Below are 19,159 nucleotides of genomic sequence, written 5' to 3' on the forward strand. Positions count from 1 at the left end.
TTCTAGCTAATGCCGGGGAAGCAATAGGCAAACAGGATTGTAAAAAACAATGCCGAGATCCCCATCGCTGTCGACATCGGCGCGATCACGCGAAGCCCTTCGGATTCGGTCATCCCGCTCATCCGGGTGATCACCCAAAACCCGCTGTCGGTCATCCACGAAATGGGCTTGCTTCCGGCACCGATCGCCATCGCGAGATAGACCGGATGAAACGGAAGTGAATCGGAGCTGGCAAACCCTTGCAATACACCCGCTGCCGTAATCATCGCAATCGTCGCCGACCCTTGCAGCGTACGAATCGATGCAGTGACGAGAAACGCGAGCGGCAACAGCAACAATCCAGGCACGTCACCGGCCAACTCGCTGACCGCCTGCGCGATACCCGCCTGATACAGCATCGCTCCGAAGGCACCTCCAGCAGCGGTAATCAAAATAATATTTCCAGCCGAACTCAACGAACGATTGACGAGCGATTTGCGTTGGTCCGCCGGGCAATAACGAATTAGCGACATGGCAAATGCCGCCCCCACTGCGATGGCAATATTTTTATCACCGACGAATTCCAGCAAACGAGCGAGCCCGACAGACTCGATCATTCCCGCGTCGCTGAAATAGATTCCCACCGATCCGATGCCGATCATCGCGACCGGGACAAGGATCGGCAACACCGACGCCATCAACGACGGCCGTCGCGATTCGCGATCGACGTTTGCGATTTCCGCTTCGGAATTTTCGGATCCTTCGGACTCGCCCTCGCTGATCGGTCGCAGCGGCACTTCGACAAGATGGTTGATGATTCGGGCAGAGATCAACGAGAACACACTGCTGCAACCTCCGATGGCAAGCCCGGCGATCATCATCGTGCCGACGTCCACACCGATAATCTCGGCAACCTGCAGGGGTCCCGGCGTGGGTGGCACCAACGAATGGGCAATCGAACCGCCCGCCATGATCGCCATCAGAAACAAGACATAGTCTTTACCGAGTTTACGGCGGAGCGAGCGTGCCAGCGGAACCATTAAATAAAAGACGGTATCAAAATAGACTGGAATCCCGATCACGAATGAGCTGGCGGCAATCGCTTCGGCCGCCCGCCGCTCGCCTGTCATGCTTAAAATCGAATCGACGATCCGCGATGCGGCGCCCGATTCAAGCAGACATTGCCCAATGATGCTGGCCAACGCGATTAAAATGCCGATCTTTCCCGCCGTCTCGCCAAACGCGGTCGCCAAGCGAGATTGTGGCGATTGAGATGTAAATGAAGCAGCTGCTTTTGCGGTCATCTTACCGCTGGCAAGTTGCGACTGGGCATAGCGATCAAGATTTGCATGGCTCGACAAACTGGCAACCAGTAAACCTGCTAACAACAATGTCAAGAAAGCGTGAAGGCGAAATACCAGGATCGCAACCAAGACGACCACGACCGAGATGGCGACCACCCACCAAACATCAATCCCTGCGTGTAGAAGGGAGATGTCTGTGACGGAAGCAGCAAGCGACTCGGATGTGACAAGCTCTTGAGGAGCGATGTTTGCGATCGTGGTGCAGAAATGTATTAATAATTGACCGAACATGTGTGGCATTGTGTCCAATATTGACTTCCTGGGATGATGCTGTCCTTGGCGACGGTGCCGTATCGCCTTAAATTGACGTGCGTGCTGGACTTCTAGTACAAAACGCCGCAGAACACCTGACATGCAACCGCGTGCCGATGTCGCTTGCTTGCTTCTCTCCGCGGAAGCTCTCTAGCAAACCGACTGGAAATGAGTTAGCAGTAGTGTGAGCCCATTTGCTCACCCTTAATGGACGAGCAAGCGTGCCCATCCTACCATTGCGTGGCAGGTTATTGCGAAGCGGCTAAGATAATTTGTCAAGCAGAGACGGAATGCTGCGATAATCCGTCATTTCGCACTTGTTGCGGCCTAACCTCTTTCACATGCAAAGCAAGACGACCGACGTGGCTAACTTGACTACCAACCCATCATTCTTTCTTCGGCACGAGTTCGCGATTCGCCGATTCCATTCCTTGATTGGAATCGTGCCTCTTGGGCTTTATATGGTCATCCACCTGACGACCAACGCCAGCCTGATGAACAGCCCTGAAACGTTTCAGCGTGCGGTCTATATGATCCACAGTGCTGGCAAGGCGCTTCCGTTAATCGAATGGGGCGGAATCTTTATTCCATTACTGTTCCACGGCATCCTAGGCGTCTGGATCGCGAAGAATGCGAAATTGAACACCAGCCATTACCGTTTCGCGAGCAATCGGCGGTATGCGTGGCAGCGATATACCGGGATCGTTGCCCTGGTTTATCTGTTCTTTCATATTTTGCATTTGCATGGATGGTTCCACTTTGGGCCGTACTTGGAAGTCATCCGTCCGCTGCAATTTGCTGCGTTTAAACCATACAACGCCGCCAGCACGCTGGTCGAATCGATGAACCAGTGGGGCGGATTTGTGTGGCCCGCGTTTTATCTTGTTGGCATGATGTGCTGTGTCTATCACCTCGCAAACGGACTGTGGACAGCGGGAATCACCTGGGGATTGTGGATCACACCGGCGGCTCAGAAGCGAGCTTCAAAAGTTTCGGTGGTGTTTGGTGCTGTTCTTTCGGTTATTGCTTTGAGTGCTTGGTGGGCCGCTGTGGCACCGGGCCCCGAAGAAGCCGCCCAATACCGGGAAATCGAAAACCGTATGTACGATGCGAACCTCGAGTCCGGCGTCATCTCGGATATGCCCGAGAAACGCTACGAAGAACCGGCTGCGGAAGCTTCGGTTGCCCCCGATGCTCAATCGCCGCGTGCGAACGCCCAAAAGGCGGATTCGAACGACTCGAATCCACTTTAGTAATCAACCCAACCCTCTCGATGACCCAACTTGAAGTTCCCCATCCAAGTTTGCGTCACAAGACCTATAAGCTACTTCCACAAAATTGTTTGATTTGAATTATGTCTGAGCATCGTGTTGTCGTAATTGGTGGTGGACTTGCCGGACTCGCAGCCACCATGAAGCTAACGGAGTTGGGGGTGAAGGTTGACTTGCTCAGCCTGACTCCGGTGAAACGCTCGCACAGCGTGTGTGCCCAAGGTGGCATCAACAGCTGTAACGATGCGACGCGGCAACTTGGTGATGACGAGTGGAAACACTTGGACGACACCGTGTACGGAGGTGACTTTTTGAATCACCAACCGCCAGTCAAAGAGATGGCGTATTGGGCTCCCAAAGTCATTGACTTGATGGACCGTCTTGGTGTTCCATTTAATCGCACCGGCGAAGGCTTTATCGATCGCCGACGCTTCGGTGGCACGCTCTACAAACGTACCGCGTTCGCAGGTGCAACGACCGGCCAACAACTGCTATACGCACTGGATGAACAAGTGCGTCGCGCCGAAAACGAAGGCATGGTCAGAAAGTATGAATTCTGGGATTTCTTGGCGCCGATCAAAGACGACGACGGACGCTGCCGCGGTGTGGTCGCTCAAGACATGGTTTCGATGGAAATCAAGGCATTCCCAGCCGATGCCGTGGTCGTTGCGACCGGTGGCTGCGGACTCGTTTACGGACGCAGCACGATGAGCGTTTTCTGCACCGGCAGTGCTGCGAGCCGCTGCTTCCAAGCGGGTGCAAAATACGCCAACGGCGAGTTCATCCAAGTTCACCCGACTGCGATTCCCGGTAGTGACAAACTGCGATTGATGAGCGAATCGGCGCGGGGCGAAGGCGGACGCGTGTGGGTTCCACGAAAGCCGCAAGACCCGCGTGAACCCAAACAGATTCCAGAAAACGAACGCTACTACTTCTTAGAAGAACGTTATCCCGAGTACGGCAACCTCGTTCCCCGCGACATCGCCACTCGCGAAATTTTTGACATCTGTGTCAACGATGGCTTGAGCGTCGATCCCGACAAGATGTGCGTCTACCTTGACCTGACTCACATCGAACGCTCAGAACTCGACCGTAAACTCGGTGGTATTCTCGAGATTTACGAAAAATTCCAAGGCGTTGACCCTCGTGACGAACCGATGCGGATCTTCCCTGCGGTCCATTACAGCATGGGTGGATTGTGGGCCGATTACGTCAAGAGCGACAACGGTGGCCTTGAACCGGGTGCTCCGCAGAACCACATGACCAACATCCCCGGTTTGTACGCGATTGGTGAGTGCGACTATCACTATCACGGTGCCAACCGACTCGGCGCCAACTCGCTGCTGTCGTGCATCTTCACCGGCTTGTTCACCGGCCCTTCGATTCTGAACTACGCCAATAGCCAATCCAGTGGCAGTAACGACGTGCCCGCGGCGGTGATCGACGCAGCGGTCCAGGCACAGACCAAACGACATCAAGATCTGCTGAACGGCAATCCCGGCAGCGACGAGAACCCGTACCTGATTCACCAAGAATTGGGGGATCTGATGACACGCGTGGCAACCGTCGTTCGCCGCAACGATCAACTCGCCGACGCGATCGAAAAGATTCAAGAACTGCACGAGCGTGCGATGCGAGTGAATCTTTCGGACACGGGCAGTTGGACCAACCAAAACGTGATCTTTGCCAAAGCGCTTCAGGACATGTTCCCCCTGGCGAAAACGATCCTCAAAGGTGCGCTGCAACGCGACGAGTGCCGAGGGGCTCACTTCAAGCCCGACTTCCAAAAACCATCACTGACATCCGATGATCCCGTCGAGCGACGTCAACAAGCCGAGGCTTGGTGTGATGAGTTCGAAAAGAACAATCAAAAATATCTGAAGTCGACGGTGGCGTCCTGGAATGCTAACACAAAGATGCCCGACATCGTTTACGAAGATGTCGATACCTCGTTGATTCCACCACGGCCTCGTTTGTACGGTCTTGTCGGTGCCGAAGAGATTGAAAAAGTTTGGAACGAGCGGGCCAAAGCCGCACTGGCTCAATAGCGGCTCAATCGAACGGGAAACCGAGTCAGCCCCGGGTGTCACGACGAACCGAACTGACTTGATTCCGACGCTAGAATATTATTGTCTCACTGAAATTCAAATTCACCATTTTTGCCATTGTTAGGATCGACGGATGAATGCCCTCGAACCCAATTTGAAGAAACGTCCCGAGTTCATCAACGTTCGCGTTCGTCGACAAGACGCTCCGGGTAAAGAACCGTACTGGGAACTTCACAAGATCAAGTACGAACCCGAATTGAACGTGATCAGCGTGCTGCAACGGATCGCGGCCCAAGCCAAGACGTCGGACGGCAAAAAAGTCAATCCGGTTGCTTGGGACTGCGGATGTCTCGAAGAGGTTTGTGGCGCTTGCACGATGGTCATCAACGGCCGTGTTCGACAAAGCTGTAGCGCGTTGGTCGATCGACTGCTGGCAGAAAACAGCGACGAACTTGTGCTTGAACCGATGAGCAAGTTCCCCGTCGTGCGTGACCTGCAAGTCGACCGCGAACGCCTGTTCCACAATCTGTCGCGAGTCAAGGCTTGGGTGCCCGTCGACAGCTATTACGACATGGGACGCGGTGAGCGAGTATCGCGTGAAGACCAAGAGCGAAACTATCCGCTCAGCCAATGCATGAGCTGCGGATGCTGCTTAGAAGCCTGCCCTCAATTCTTGAAGGTGGAACTGGAGCGGCGTGTGGGCGAATCGGACGAAGCCTACCAAGCGCGTAAGGATGCGGAGTTCGACGAAAGCTTTGTCGGTCCCCATGCGATCTCGCAAGCGATGTTGTTCAACAACCACCCCACCGGAAAAACGCTTGCCGACGACCGCCTCGAAGCACTCACCGGCCCAGGCGGAATTCAGGTTTGCGGCAACGCGCAGAACTGTGTTGCGGTATGCCCGAAAGAAATTCCGTTGACGACATCAATCGCAAGAACGGGCCGCGCGACTACGTTGTATGCGATCCGCAAGTGGTTCGAGAAATAAACCATGCGTTGATGTCGGTTGGTCGATCGTGAGCCGAGTGCCGCAAGGTACCGGGTGCTGTGTGGGCCCCGGCCGCTCACGCTTCGCGGCTGACTAAGTCAACAGCGATACCCACGCGTTTCTCATGGCTAGTCGCCTAGCTTCCAATAGCCAAACAGGATGATGCGTCATCGCATTCGATGTGCGAATGCGACGGCAAGAGCGTGTGATTTGCGGAGCGTTACGCCAGTACAGGCGTCGAGTGGACCATCAAACGTTTGTGGTCACGCACCACGCGCATGAATTCGTCTTCGTGGACCGGTTTACGAATGTAATCGTGAACGCCAAGGGCGTTGCAACGTTCGCGAATGCACTCATCTTCGTTGGCGGTTAAAACCACCGTCGTCAATGCTTCGGTGTTCACATCGCTGTTTTGCAACAACTCGATCACATCGATACCGGAACCATCCGGCAAGTTCAGATCGAGCAAAAGCAAATCGGGCTTTGGTGCCCGCGCAAAGACACCTTCTTGACGCAAAAACTTGATCGCTTCGCTGACACTACGCACCAACGTCAAACGATGATGAACTTGACTACGGCGAAGTGAATGGATCGTAACGCGTGCATCCATCAGGCCATCCTCGACCAACAAAATCTCCATCGGCTTGAAACGTGAGCCTGAATGCATATGGGAAGCTCCCCTATTTGAATCGTCTAAATGTGATCAACCTGCGTTGAGCGAACCCTCGATCAATCCATTCTCGGCTTGCTCGTGCTCTCGCAACTTTTCGTCAAATGCCTGAGTTTGATCCACCAACTCTTGGACACAAGCTGCATTAGCACCTCGATACTGAAGCTCTTCGGCTTTCTCGATCAGTTCGCTTAATTGCAAATACAAGGAACAATGCTGAGCCATGGCTTTTTCAGCAGCATTCACTTTAGACGAACTGAACTCGGGTGCGACTTCGATATACCCATACGCTTCTTCGAGAGCAAACTGCAGCGACATTTGATCCCGAAGATCATTCAACAGCCGCACTAAATTTCGCGTCACATGTGACGGCTCATCCATGTCTTCACAGACCTGTCGTACATTGTGAAGGGTATGCCAAAATTCAGGATGGCTCTCTTTAATCTCTTGAAGAAAAGCGGAATTAACCACCAGCGTCTTTTTCGCTGCACGTACCGTCGATACGACTGTAGCCATGGAATTGCCTCCGTGAATGTGAAACGCTACGGCACAGGGTGAGAATAGGTGCAGGTCAAACACGGAGCAGAAGATACGTGTTCCCGCTTTACCGCTCATTAAATTTTAACCGCTCGTGAGAAGCAGGGTCAAGCATTTCGCAAGATTCTGCTCGCGAAGGCCGTTATCACCTCAGCACGCCGCAATTGCATCCCCGAAGCAGAAAACCCAGTATTTCGCCGGGCCAAAACAAAAACACCCCCTCCCACGAAAGCAATAAACAGCCCCTTCGGGGGACACCCTATCCCCGCCACCCAAGCAGCTGTATCGAGTCGTTAGTGGCCACATGCTACGCCTAACCGGCGATGGGACGACACCCGCGATTCGCGCCAGCGGCGGTCGTGCCATCATGCTCCGCTGCATTGCCCTTGAAAAATACGGTTGCTAAATGCCCAATCTCAACCTGCGTCGTTCTCCCGTCCCGTCCCCTTTTTTAAAGGTCTTTTTTATTGAGCAAGATCGATAACTTGCGGCCTCCTAAGGCCTGATGACAAATCAAATTGAATTACAGGCCGTCGCAACATCGCATCTTCCCCAGTAGCAACCCCTCGCTCACTCATGATGCAAACGCATGAAAAAAGAAACTCAGTTTGCGGCTATCCGCACCACGATCGCGTCTCATCTTTGTTACAAAAAGCGAACGGTAACACTCGCGAATGATCGTTGCGATTGCGAAGTCGCTAACAAGCCGATCATGCTAACAACCTCGTCCGTTGCAAGTACGCATCTGCTCACTCGCTGACTCAACAACTTCCTCGCTGAGTCAGCGCAGTCGGAACTGATTCGAATGAGATGGGGAACAACGCGATGCGTTTGTCGCCAGCGTTTTCATGCTTGTGTTTGCATTACTGATTAACAGGCACTCATAAAAAGACGACGAGCAGCCACAGCATCCTGAGGGACGCTATGATGAGCAACATTCAACTCGGTGACATTCAACTCGGTCTCACCCCACGCAAGCATCCGAGACCGTTATCATCACTGTTTGTCCATCACTGCATCACACATTCATCAACAGCCCAGATCAACAGCCCAGATCAACAGCACAGATCAACAGCACACGAACTCAATGACCGAATAAACACAAGCATGATTGCCAAAAACAAACCTCCTCGCGCTGCTAGCTTTCCCGTTGTTAGCGAAGATGATTGTGAACCTTTATTATCAAAGCAGCCGTGCAACAGGGGCATGCGCGAGAACGCAGAGAGTTTCGTTTTGGCTGCACTCGGTCGTACTCACCAAGCAAACTCTGTAGAGCATACAATTCAAAAAAAAGTTTATGTGAGCAACGTGTGTATTTTGCGGAACTTTCGTCGTGATTCGCGACTGCTTTGGAAAACTCTTTCCGGATTGTTGTTGACATGGGAAGCGAACGTCGCCACATTCACGCACGATCTGAACGTTGACTTTCCATCACTGATCAGCACGACGATGAAGAGTTGCTTGCACATGACTTTTCTTAAACAAATTGTCCGAGAGCTCTTGATGCAAAGCCAGAATGACCTAAGTATACTTGTCACTCGGATCCCCCTTATCGACGAAAACTCATCTCTAGGAATGTTGCCTAGAACAATCAAACGAAGCGATGGACCGAGCGTTGATTTGATTACCACTTAATTAGATAACCACGTACCCCGAATGATTCAGGGTATCGCAAATCGTTAAGAAGGACCCTAACGACAAGCAATTGGGAGCTTCCACTGATGGATCGATCGCGAAATGAGTCGCCCACAACTCATGCACATGGATGTCGCTCCCATTTTTTTACTGTTTAGTTGCGTTGAATCGAAGTCGCTAGCGGCTTCATCGTTATTCAGCGCAACAGACGCACGATCGGTTGGCGAAGGATCACCAACCGACCAGAACGTCGAATAGTAAATCGCGAAGCTGGCGGCGCATGACGCAATGCCAGCTCGCGTTTTTTTTTGCCGCGACTTCTCTCTACAAATGCGGCTTCGCAGGAACCACTGATTCCTGCCACGGTGCGAATCCTTCGATCCGCGTGTTGCGACGAAACACTCGGGTTCCACAGGTCACGTACAACGTCATCCCGTCAGGTCCGCCGAACACGCAATTTGACAAACGTCCCTGCGAGCTTGGCCGATCGATGATCACGTGCACACGTCCCGGTTGATCAAACACTTGCACACCGAGCGAGGTTGCGACCAGCAGCGAACCATCTTTGGCCATCGTGACGCCATCCGCCCCGGTATTCAGTTCGTCTTGCGGTTGATGGACGTAATAGTACGGTTGTCCAAACGACAGTTTGCCGGACTGCTCAATCCGGTACGACCACACGTAACGGCCCGTGGCATCGACGACGACCAAGAAACGCTTGTCAGGCGTGACAGCAATGCCGTTGGGTTTACCAGGAAACGAGCCCGCATCGCCACTAGCCACCACGGTGGGCTCGCCTCCATGCGGCAGATACCACACGGCGGGCTTCAGCGGATCGGTGAAATAAATTCCATCTTCGAGCACGACGAGATCGTTGCACCCGACATCCGTCGCGATCACGGTCTGCGTACCCTCAGGCGTGATACGCGAGATCTTTCGCTCTTTGTTTCTCGCGGCGTACAAGTTGCCTTTTGCATCGAACATCAAGCCGCTGACTCCGCTAACGCCGTCGACGAGCTTGGACGCTCCCTTGCCATCGGCATTCACTTTCCAAATTTCTGCCGCAGGGCCGTCAATAAAAAAGACGCTTCCATCGGGCGCAACGGCGGGCCCTTCGGTATAGCGATGCCCTTCGCTTACCAGTTCCCATGTCTCGCCAGGAATCAAACGATCTTTTAATTCGGGATGTTCATCAATCGTCACTTCGATCGGTTTGTCAGCGTCTTGCCAAAGCCAACGCATCGCATCGGGCATGATGGCTCCGCCATGCTTACCGTTGTGGCCTCCGTCGCCCCACTCGTTTTTGACTTGATATCCCGCCCACTGCAGCGCCGAGAGCATCGTCTGGTTAGCGTTCCACCAACTGCCGGCGTAAATGTCGAGATCGTTGCGACCGTCCTGCAGAAAAACGCGAAGCGGCTTGGGCTCGGTCTTGCGTACCAACGTTGGATACTCGTTACCGCCTCGAAGTCCCACGTAGGTTCCAACCGTGCTGAAGACACGACGGAATTGGTCAGGCCGGTGCCAGGCAACGCCAAACGCTGCGATCGCGCCGCTGCTGCTGCCACCGATCCCACGCAGATTCGGATCGTCCGTGATGTTGTATTTTTGTTTGACGACCGGTAACAACTCGTCGATCAAAAACGTGGCGTAGCGATCGCTGACGCTGTCGTATTCATAGCTGCGATTGAACCGCGACTGTGCACCGTCGCCGCCCGGCACGACACCGGGATTGACCATAACGGCAATCGTGACCGGCATTTCTCCTTTGTGAATCAAGTTGTCAAAGACAACGGGCACACGCCAATTGCCTTTTCGGTTGATGTAACCACCTCCGTCTTGGAACACCATCAACGCCGCAGGCTTGGCCGCATCGTATTGCGCCGGAACATAGACGAAATAGTCTCGCTCGGTTCCCGGGAACACGCTGCTGTTGGCGAAGTGAAACGATTCCACCCGGCCTTCGGGAACGCCGCTCTGTGTTTGTGAATCAGGATGCAGAGGGTAAGATTCTTCGGCGTGCAGGGTGACGGCAGCCGTGACGAGAACCAGCGAGAGGATTCCCAACAAACGTGTCAGACGGAGAGCGACAATCGTTTTTCGCATGTGCAATTCCTTGGTAGGTTGTTCTAGAAAGGGAAAGGAGGGAGGGTTGTCTTTGTTTCAAAGCACATGATAATCAAACGCGATGATACCACTACGCGACAGCATACCGAGCCGCACGATTCCTGTGATCAATTACTTGATCATCGCGTTGTGTGCCGCCGCGTTTCTTGCTCAATTGGCATCGCAGCAGCGTGGCGATCGAATCGCAGAACGCTTTGGCATGGTGCCAGCAAGATTGTCTGGCGTGAACCCAGATCCCGAAATCAGCGAACGCGTCGGGGTCCAAACCCAGCGTGGAATCGAAGTCCGCACGATTACTCGCAAACTTGCTCCGTCACCGATCCCGGCGTGGATGACGTTGATCACTTGCATGTTCTTGCATGGCGGATGGATGCACTTCATTGGCAACATGTGGTTTCTGTATATCTTTGGCGACAACGTCGAAGATCGTTTGGGGCATTTCGGTTACGCGTTGATGTATTTAGGGACCGGGATCGCCGCTTCGCTATCACACTATTTCACCGATCCATCGAGTCCAATGCCGACGATTGGCGCAAGCGGTGCGATCGCGGGTGTGATGGGAGCTTACGCGTGGCTGTATCCGCACGCGAAGGTCCAGACGTTGATACCGCTGATCGTGATCATCCAAGTGATCATTCTGCCAGCACCATTGTTCTTGGGGATTTGGTTTGCCTTGCAAACGTACAGCGGCATCACGGCAGTGGCCGGTGGCGCTGCAACCGGAGTGGCATGGTGGGCTCACATCGGCGGCTTTGCCGCCGGAGCACTCGCAGCAATCATCATCGGACGCACGCCGCTCGGACACGAGGCGGTGACAGAACGACGGTTTTGATTCAAGCAGTCAGGCAGGTGTCTTTCGGTAGATTAGCCATTTTGGCCAACGCTGTGCAGCATTTTTTCTTTTAGGGATTGTGCTAATTTCGCGTAGCGGAAGTCGTCAAGACTTTCGTTCCATGGTGTATGCTCCCCGAAACTCTTGACGAGTTCCGCGACCTCGGATTGATTCGATTTCAGTTGCGATAACCAACGTGTTAGCCGAGATTCTTTAGCACGCCGTTGCTGTCGCCAAACTTGTCTGCCTTGACGCCCATCTCTTTGAGCATCCAGAGATACAAATTGCACAGCGGCGTGTGGTTCTCATAGCGAATATGCTGCCCCGTTTTGATTCGTCCATTGCCGTTGCCGGCCAACAGAATCGGCAGGTCATCGTGATTGTGGCGATCCCCGTCGCTGATACCGCTGCCGTAAACCAACATGCAATGATCCAGCAACGTTCCATCCCCTTCGCTGATCGAACTGAGCCGCTTCAACAAATAGCCAAATCGATCAATGTGGTATCGATTGATCTTTGCGATCTGAGCTTGCTTGTGCTCGCTTTTGCCATGATGCGACAATTCATGATGCCCCTCTTTGACGTCGATGTCGGGATAGCTTCGATTGCTGCCGGCATTGGTAAACATGAATGAAATGATTCGCGAGCTATCGGTTTGAATCGCCAGCGTGATCATATCCATCATCAACTCGGAATGCTCTTTCAATTCTTGTGGCACACCGCTGGGTCGAGGGTAATCAGGAACACCGTCCTCCGAGATACTCAGCCGTTCCGCACCAGCCAATCGTTTTTCGACATCGCGGACGGCATACAAGTATTCGTCCAATTTTCGCCGATCGATTTCAGGCAGTGTCTTGTGCAGTTGCTTGGCATCCTCGAGCACAAAATCGAGCACACTTTTGCGGTACTTCTCACGAACACTCTTGGCTCGCCGCGTTTCTTTTGAAGTTTGTCCGGCGAACAAGCGATCGAAAAGTGCGCCGGGATCGACTTCTTTGGCCATCGGATTGGTGGGTCCACGCCACGACATGTTCGATGCGTAGGCGCAGCTATAGCCGCTGTCGCAATTTCCTGCCTGAGCGCTCGCTTCGAGCCCAAGTTCGAGCGAACCGAATCGCGATTGGCTGCCAATCTGTTCCGCCGCCACTTGATCGACCGAGACCCCGTTTTGGATATCCGCGCCGTTAGTCTTCTTTGGATGCGCCCCGGTTAGAAACGCGGCGACACTACGAGCATGATCGCCGCCGCCGTCGCCATGGGCACGGGCTCCGTCAAGCGTTAAACCGCTCAATACATTGAATTTGGATCGATGCTCGGCCAATCGCTCCAGCGTTGGCGTCATCGTGTACTTGTCGCCCCCTTCGATCGGTTTCCAATCGGGCATGTGCATGCCGTTGGGAACGTAAAAGAATCCCATCCTTAGCGGGACATCCGCAGGATTGGACGTCGCCGCCAACAAGCGTGTCGACGACATCGAATCCAATAACGGCAATGCCAGCGAGGCTCCCACACCGCGTAACAGCGTTCGTCGCGAAAGTGAATTCAACATTTTGGATCGCTTCTTTTTAAAAAGGTGGGAACGTGTTTATCCGCAGTACCAAGACCATTATTCTCGCGAACCTTGTCTTTGGAACGGCTCGCTTTCGATGATCGCAACGATCAGATAGGCAAACCGATACTGGTTGCCTTTCAATTCTTGCATGACTTTATCGATGGCGCATTTATCATAATATTCGGTGCCTCGCCCGGTCGCATAAATCAGCATCTTCTCTGCTAAACAGCGAACAAATTGCTCGCTCCGCTGACTCGACAGCAGTTCGCGAAGATCCTCGACCCCTTGGAATTCGGTTCCATCGGGCAATTTGCCCGACGCGTCAATCGTGTCACCTCCGTCACGGGTGCGCCATTGCCCGATCGCGTCAAAATTCTCCAACGCGAAGCCAAGCGGATCCATCATGTTGTGGCAAGCAGCACAGGCGGGGTTTTCGCGATGTTGCTCCATCCGTTCGCGCAGCGTCCCACTCAATTTGCCTTTGTCCAATTCAGGAACATTCGGGGGTGCTGGAGGGGGCGGCGTGTTGAGCAGATTGTCGAGAATCCATTTGCCCCGCTTCACAGGACTGGTTCGCGTCGGATTACTGGTCACGGTCAACACACTTGCTTGCGTTAACAATCCACCTCGCGGAGTGCCTTCGAGCGAGACTTTGCGGAACTCGGGCCCGGTGACCCCTTTGACTCCATAGAATTTTGCCAGATCCTCGTTCAGATAACTGAACTTGGCGTCCAGCAGCGCCGTCACAGGCAAGTTTCCTCGCATCACTGCGGCAACGAAAGTCAGCGTTTCACGCCGCATCAAGTACCGAATTTTATCATCGAATTCAGGAAATTGACGTTTGTCGGGATCGACATTATCGAGGTTGCGAAGCTGCAGCCATTGCCCGGCAAAGTTTTCAATGAATTGATTCGCACGAGGATCAACAATCATGTCGCCCACTTTGCGTAGCAATTCGCGACGGTCGCGGAGTTTGCCTTGATGCGCCAACGACAACAACTCGTCGTCAGGCATACTGCTCCACAAGAAATACGAAATCCGGGTTGCCAATTCGTACTGGCTTATCAGCGGCAGTTCTCCCGATGCATCCGCCGCCGCGTGCTGCTCGACTTTAAACAAAAAGTGCGGCGACACCAAAATCGCCTGCAGCGCCACCTGGATCGATTCTTCAAAACTTCCTCCATCGGCACGCACTTGCGAGGCAAGTTCGGTCAGTCGCCAAACTTCGCTTTTCGTTGCCGGTCGTCGAAACGCGCGACTAGCCAACGGCGCTAACACTTGTGCAGTCGCTTGCTCTGGCGAAACTTTACTGCTCGGCCGTGTGAATATGATTTTCTTATGCATCGCCGGCAATTCACCCACGGAAACCGGCAGCGACGATTCCTCTTGAGCAAACACATGCACGTGATAGAGATGAAAGTTGCGATCGATTTTTCCCGCGACGTAGAAATCGTTGATAAAGCTGATCTCGATTTTTCGCGTGCCGCGAATCAGACGAAATTCGACCTCATACTTCTCCATCTTTTCACTAGGAATATCAACGACTTGGCTTTTCCTGCCGTCATCGACCTTAATTTTCACCGGTTCATCGCCGCCCTGATCTCCACCAGCGGAAAGCGTCAACGTGTACTGTCCGGTGAACGGAGCCTCCACTTCAAGCGTCACCGAACCGTGGCTGGACATGCTGATCCGGTGACCACGTTTGTACTTATCCGCTCCGGCCAACGCCGTCGCGGCCACATCGACTTCGTAGATTCGTGGCGGAAGCGGAGTGCGAATCGTTTCCCCGGAAATCGTTTCCGCGGCGTCCAAGTATTTTTCTAACAGGATCGGCGGCAAGGACAGCACATCACCAATGTTGTCAAAGCCGTATCCCACGTCGTCACCGGGGAATCCAGCGGCCGGTTTGTAGTCGACACCTGTCAAGTCCTTGATCGTGTTTCGATATTCGACGCGATTCAACCGTCGCAAAACCACCTTTCCTGCATTCGGGTTTTGCACGCAGTTGACGGCGTTTGCGACTTCATCGATCAAGGTCAGCATTCGCTGACGCGTCGCCGCGTCCATCATCTCGCCGTCTTCGGGTGGCATGCTGCCTAGTTGGACTTGCGCCATCACGCGTTTCCACATGTTTCGATTCGACTGAATCTTGGCTGCCGAGTCGTCATCGACCAACGATAACTCGCTGCCCGAATCGTGACAGTCAACACAGTAGGTGCGTAGTAGTGGCGCTAATCCATCACGGAACTTCACTTCACTTGACGCTTCATCGGCGGCAACGCAAACCGAAAGCGACAAGATCGCGACAACGACCTGACTGATTCGCAGAACGGCATTAGGCAGCCGATTCGTGCTCGTGTTGAAAACGAACTCGATCATTCGTACTCGCAGGGTGGGATTTGGGGGGGCGCAGGTGGGTTGGCGCTTCATTATAAGAAATATTCTGTGGCGATGGCAATTAATCTTCGTTGCTGCGGGTCAAATGGCCACTGCGATTGATCGCAAGCAACAGCCACATCATCACGGAAAAGCTCATCATCATGCCCACCAATCCGAAAATGCTCATTTCTTTCATGCCCAACACCGATTGCTCGGGAAACAGCAGTGGGGGCACCTTCATCGCCAATAGCAGGGAGGATCCAAGGAAGACCGCACTGGCCATCAGCCCCAACACCATCCGGTTCACCGTCGGCCCGATCCGTTGATGTTCCAAGGTCAGCCGCATTTCGCCACGGCGGGCTTGTTGTAGCAGCGTCAGCACCTCGTCAGGAACGACTTCGAAAAAGTGCTCCGCTTCGAGATAGATCCGGCGTGCTTGACGCACTCTTCGCCGTGGACTCAACCGTCGCAGCATCGATTTACGGACAAATTGGTGAACGATATCCAACGAATCAAATCCGGCACCGAGCTCTCGCAGGGTCCCTTCGAGCGAAATCAACATCTTCAACAGCAGTGCCGATTGGCTGGGCAATTTAATCACGTGCCGATGCAGAATGTCGCTCAATTCGTTGAGCGCACCAGTCAGATCAAAATCACTCAAATGTTGTCGGCCGTAGGTCCCCACAAACTCGGCGACGTCAATCGCCAGCAATGATTCGTCAAGCGTCGGAGGGGCATCCCCGATGCGGCGAATCAACCGGGTCAAACGGTTCTGGTCCCCCGTGGCGATACAGCCCATCATCTCTTCGATGCTTTCGCGAAGCGTTTCGTCGATGCGGCCCACCATCCCAAAATCGAGAATCCCCAGTCGTCCGTCGCTGAGCAACAACAGGTTTCCGAGGTGAGGGTCCGCGTGAAACAAGCCTTCATCAAAGATCATCGTTAGATAAATGCGGGCGATCGATTCCGAGAGCTGATGCCGCTCGCCGTCCAAACACGCATCGACCGTCAACACACCACCGTGATGGCTTTCCGAAAGCACTTTGGAAAGCGGCTCGCCTGCTAATTCGTCCATCACCAACACGCGGCGAGTACAGAGCTCGCGTACCGGTTTGGGAATGACGACCTTGGCACTTTGCGATGAAAGCATCTCGGCAAACACTTCGAGGTTCTGTCGTTCGCGGCCAAAGTCCAATTCACGCTGCAGCATCGTGGACATTTGGGAGACCATTTGGCATGGCCCCCATGCGGCAAAACCTTCCACACGCTCGGCGAGCTGGGCAAGCCCCCCGAGCACTTCCATGTCTTGACGAACCGTCCGCTCGATATCGGCGCGTTGGACCTTGATCACGACGCGTCGACCATCGTTCAAGGTCGCTCGATGGACTTGTCCGACCGAGGCAGTCGCGAGGGGTTTGGGGTCAATGAATTGAAACTGACTCAGATATTGTTCGCCCAATTCCTTGGTCAGCGTCTCACGCACTTTCTCGATCGCATCGGGCTGCACATCTGCACGCAACCGTTTGAGCTCGTGACCAAGTTGCGGTCCGACAATATCGGGTCGGGCCGCCAAGATCTGGCCTAGCTTAATAAAGGTGGGGCCGAGATCGGTCAGCGCCATCCGTACCCGTTCTTCGCTGGAATATTGGGACAGCGGCACCCCGCTGGGATCTTTAAACGAATCGCGAAACGGCAGACTCTGATAACGGCTCAGCCAATCGGCCAGACCATACCGACGCAGCACCGCCAAGATCTCTCGCCACCGCTTCAAATTGCGGTACAGTTGCGGGATGGCAGTGATTTTCATTAACAAAACGAAACGCCGATAGGTGAGAGAAACGAGGCTGAGAACCACTCAAAAACGCGAACGAGTCCCACTAGCCAGGGGGACTTTGTTACATTCACACCATTCTAATGTGAAACGATATAAAACCATTCGCTGTTTGCCAGGAGATCTTGTCTTTGGATTGGTGGGAACCGCTTTTATCGACTTTGCGGCTCATAACCGTCACAATCGTTGGCTCGTTAGGCATTGGCATCCCCGCAGCCTGGGCTGCAGCGACGCTGGCCCGCGGCGAAAGACCGGGGCGGGCCGTCGCCGGGGCGTTCATTATGGCGGCGATCGCAGCGATTGCCATTCCCATGATCCTGCACGCGGCCGCCTGGGAAGCAACGGCAGGAAAGTTCGGCTGGCTGCCGCTGACTCAAACGGCAACACGCTCGTGGGGCGGGTTCGCAGGTCTGGTTGCCTGCGGATGGATCCATAGCATTTTTGGTGCGGCCATCGTCGCAATCGCCACCTGGCACGGGACTTCGCGTGTCCCCGTTTCGATCCTCGAAAACGCCTCGATTGACACCACACCGCTGCGTTGTTGGTGGACGATTCAATTGCCGCTTGCGTGGCCGTGGGTATTGGCCGCCACGATCCTGAACGCTTCGCTGGCCGCGACGGAGATGACCGTCGTGGATCTGTATGGGTATCGCACGATCGCCGATCAGTTTTATTTGCTGTACGCGGTCGATCCCAATCTGACCTCGATCGCCACCACCACGGCGCTGCCCCTCGGTTTCGCAGTAGCGATGATCACCGTGTTACTGCGTCGCATCGGCAGGCGACAAACGGACTATCGCGGCGAGCACTTGGCCGGGCACACATCATCGGACCTGTTCGAGCGGCCTTCGCGTGGCGAGTGGATCGTCGCATGTTCGATTTTGGCGTTCTGCACCCTGTTGATGATTGTGATGCCGGTCACGGGATTGATGGCCAAGGTGGGGCACGACGTGATCATTGATGGCGATCAGCGAATTGCTCACTGGTCGATCTCACGGGCAGTGCACGAGTTGGCTGCCGCTCCGAAAACGTTTTCAGCGGAGTACCAATGGACCACGATGCTCGGAATTTGCACCGGCATTTTCGCGACTCTCGTCGCTTGGCCACTCGCCGCAGTTGGACGCCAACACTCGCGTTTCGAATTCCTGGTGGATGCAAGCACGGTCATTCTGTTTTGTATCCCCGGCCCATTGATCGGGATGCTGATCGTCCAAATATTTCAGCTTCCGGTCCCCGGTTTTCGTTTTTTGTATGAGATGACGATTCTGCCGACAGTGTTGGCAATGTCGGTCCGCGCCAGCACAATTGCGTATTGGATTCTGCGATCAGGGTACCACGGCATTGCCGAGAACGTGTGGCTCAGTGCCCGGTTGGACCTGAGTCTTGGTCGCCGTGTCTGGCAGATCGACCGACGATTGATGGCCCGCAGCGTTGCGATCGCCATCCTGACCGCCGGCATCATCGCCTCGGGCGACGTTCCGGTCACGTTGCCGGTCGCCCCGCCGGGGGTGTCAACCGTGGGGACTCGCTTGTTTGGACTATTGCATAGCGGAGCTCGTTATCAGGAAGCGGCGTTGGCATTGTGGTATTTAGGCTTCATCGGCCTCGGCATCACCTTGATCCACACCTTGACCCGCTTCCGATCTGCTAGAATCAAATGACGTGTGGTGTATAGACTTCCTCCGGTAAGCGTC

The 19,159-nt window shown here is 54.1% G+C and carries 13 protein-coding genes; 6 read left to right on the plus strand and 7 right to left on the minus strand.

All coding sequences use genetic code 11. The features are described from left to right. Positions 1 to 2 precede the first annotated feature (2 nt). Positions 3 to 1,583: a GntP family permease gene (locus tag ABD971_RS06090; protein WP_345320384.1), complete on the minus strand. Its 1,581-nt coding sequence runs from the start codon at positions 1,581 to 1,583 to the stop codon at positions 3 to 5. Between the two features lie 374 nt (positions 1,584 to 1,957). On the opposite strand from ABD971_RS06090, the gene ABD971_RS06095 reads away from it, so the two are divergent. From ABD971_RS06095 to sdhB, 3 genes are all read left to right on the plus strand, one after another. Further along, positions 1,958 to 2,848, plus strand: coding sequence for a succinate dehydrogenase cytochrome b558 subunit (locus ABD971_RS06095; RefSeq protein ID WP_345320386.1), 891 nt, complete (start codon positions 1,958 to 1,960; stop codon positions 2,846 to 2,848). 101 nt (positions 2,849 to 2,949) lie between these two features. Then, a complete protein-coding gene (gene sdhA / locus ABD971_RS06100) occupies positions 2,950 to 4,914 on the plus strand; it encodes a succinate dehydrogenase flavoprotein subunit (RefSeq protein WP_339945101.1) in 1,965 nt (654 codons plus the stop codon). 133 nt (positions 4,915 to 5,047) lie between these two features. After that, a complete protein-coding gene (gene sdhB, locus ABD971_RS06105) occupies positions 5,048 to 5,902 on the plus strand; it encodes a succinate dehydrogenase iron-sulfur subunit (protein ID WP_345320388.1) in 855 nt (284 codons plus the stop codon). A gap of 220 nt (positions 5,903 to 6,122) precedes the next feature. Here sdhB and ABD971_RS06110 read toward each other — a convergent pair whose 3' ends face one another. Together ABD971_RS06110 and ABD971_RS06115 are read right to left on the minus strand one after the other, a co-directional pair. Continuing rightward, entirely contained in the window at positions 6,123 to 6,569 is a 447-nt protein-coding gene (locus ABD971_RS06110; RefSeq protein WP_345320390.1) for a response regulator, read from the minus strand. 36 nt (positions 6,570 to 6,605) lie between these two features. Continuing rightward, positions 6,606 to 7,088: a hypothetical protein gene (locus ABD971_RS06115; protein ID WP_339945106.1), complete on the minus strand. Its 483-nt coding sequence runs from the start codon at positions 7,086 to 7,088 to the stop codon at positions 6,606 to 6,608. A 948-nt stretch (positions 7,089 to 8,036) separates the two neighbouring features. On the opposite strand from ABD971_RS06115, the gene ABD971_RS06120 reads away from it, so the two are divergent. Next, entirely contained in the window at positions 8,037 to 8,744 is a 708-nt protein-coding gene (locus ABD971_RS06120; protein ID WP_345320392.1) for a hypothetical protein, read from the plus strand. A gap of 324 nt (positions 8,745 to 9,068) precedes the next feature. On the opposite strand, the gene ABD971_RS06125 is transcribed toward ABD971_RS06120, so the two are convergent. Continuing rightward, positions 9,069 to 10,850, minus strand: a complete 1,782-nt coding sequence (locus ABD971_RS06125; RefSeq protein WP_345320394.1) for an SMP-30/gluconolactonase/LRE family protein — start codon at positions 10,848 to 10,850, stop codon at positions 9,069 to 9,071. 82 nt (positions 10,851 to 10,932) lie between these two features. Between ABD971_RS06125 and ABD971_RS06130 the strand changes: the two genes are divergently transcribed. Further along, the gene (locus ABD971_RS06130) at positions 10,933 to 11,703 is read left to right on the plus strand and encodes a rhomboid family intramembrane serine protease (protein WP_345320396.1); all 771 of its coding nucleotides are present in this window, start codon (positions 10,933 to 10,935) and stop codon (positions 11,701 to 11,703) included. A 199-nt stretch (positions 11,704 to 11,902) separates the two neighbouring features. Here the strand turns inward: ABD971_RS06130 and ABD971_RS06135 are convergent, their stop codons facing one another. From ABD971_RS06135 to ABD971_RS06145, 3 genes are all read right to left on the minus strand, one after another. After that, positions 11,903 to 13,252 (minus strand): DUF1552 domain-containing protein, encoded by a 1,350-nt coding sequence (locus ABD971_RS06135; RefSeq protein WP_339941231.1) that lies wholly within the window; start codon positions 13,250 to 13,252, stop codon positions 11,903 to 11,905. 57 nt (positions 13,253 to 13,309) lie between these two features. Beyond that, positions 13,310 to 15,634 carry a DUF1592 domain-containing protein gene (locus tag ABD971_RS06140; protein WP_345320400.1) on the minus strand — a complete coding sequence of 775 codons (2,325 nt, stop codon included), beginning with the start codon at positions 15,632 to 15,634 and terminating at the stop codon, positions 13,310 to 13,312. 79 nt (positions 15,635 to 15,713) lie between these two features. Continuing rightward, on the minus strand, positions 15,714 to 17,441 hold the full coding sequence (locus ABD971_RS06145) for an ABC1 kinase family protein (RefSeq protein ID WP_345320402.1): 1,728 nt from the start codon (positions 17,439 to 17,441) through the stop codon (positions 15,714 to 15,716). 185 nt (positions 17,442 to 17,626) lie between these two features. On the opposite strand from ABD971_RS06145, the gene ABD971_RS06150 reads away from it, so the two are divergent. Next, positions 17,627 to 19,126, plus strand: a complete 1,500-nt coding sequence (locus tag ABD971_RS06150) for an ABC transporter permease (protein ID WP_345320404.1) — start codon at positions 17,627 to 17,629, stop codon at positions 19,124 to 19,126. Positions 19,127 to 19,159 lie beyond the last annotated feature (33 nt).

It is taken from the genome of Novipirellula rosea, from assembly GCF_039541335.1.
GTDB classification, from domain to species: Bacteria; Planctomycetota; Planctomycetia; order Pirellulales; family Pirellulaceae; genus Novipirellula; species Novipirellula rosea.

Excerpts from the sequence above, each read along its gene's own strand:
- ABD971_RS06090 (WP_345320384.1), bottom strand. The coding sequence starts at position 1,583 with ATGCCACACATGTTCGGTCAATTATTAATACATTTCTGCACCACGATC.
- sdhA (WP_339945101.1), top strand. The coding sequence starts at position 2,950 with ATGTCTGAGCATCGTGTTGTCGTAATTGGTGGTGGACTTGCCGGACTC.
- sdhB (WP_345320388.1), top strand. The coding sequence starts at position 5,048 with ATGAATGCCCTCGAACCCAATTTGAAGAAACGTCCCGAGTTCATCAAC.
- ABD971_RS06110 (WP_345320390.1), bottom strand. The coding sequence starts at position 6,569 with ATGCATTCAGGCTCACGTTTCAAGCCGATGGAGATTTTGTTGGTCGAG.
- ABD971_RS06115 (WP_339945106.1), bottom strand. The coding sequence starts at position 7,088 with ATGGCTACAGTCGTATCGACGGTACGTGCAGCGAAAAAGACGCTGGTG.
- ABD971_RS06120 (WP_345320392.1), top strand. The coding sequence starts at position 8,037 with ATGAGCAACATTCAACTCGGTGACATTCAACTCGGTCTCACCCCACGC.
- ABD971_RS06125 (WP_345320394.1), bottom strand. The coding sequence starts at position 10,850 with ATGCGAAAAACGATTGTCGCTCTCCGTCTGACACGTTTGTTGGGAATC.
- ABD971_RS06130 (WP_345320396.1), top strand. The coding sequence starts at position 10,933 with ATGATACCACTACGCGACAGCATACCGAGCCGCACGATTCCTGTGATC.
- ABD971_RS06135 (WP_339941231.1), bottom strand. The coding sequence starts at position 13,252 with ATGTTGAATTCACTTTCGCGACGAACGCTGTTACGCGGTGTGGGAGCC.
- ABD971_RS06140 (WP_345320400.1), bottom strand. The coding sequence starts at position 15,634 with ATGATCGAGTTCGTTTTCAACACGAGCACGAATCGGCTGCCTAATGCC.
- ABD971_RS06145 (WP_345320402.1), bottom strand. The coding sequence starts at position 17,441 with ATGAAAATCACTGCCATCCCGCAACTGTACCGCAATTTGAAGCGGTGG.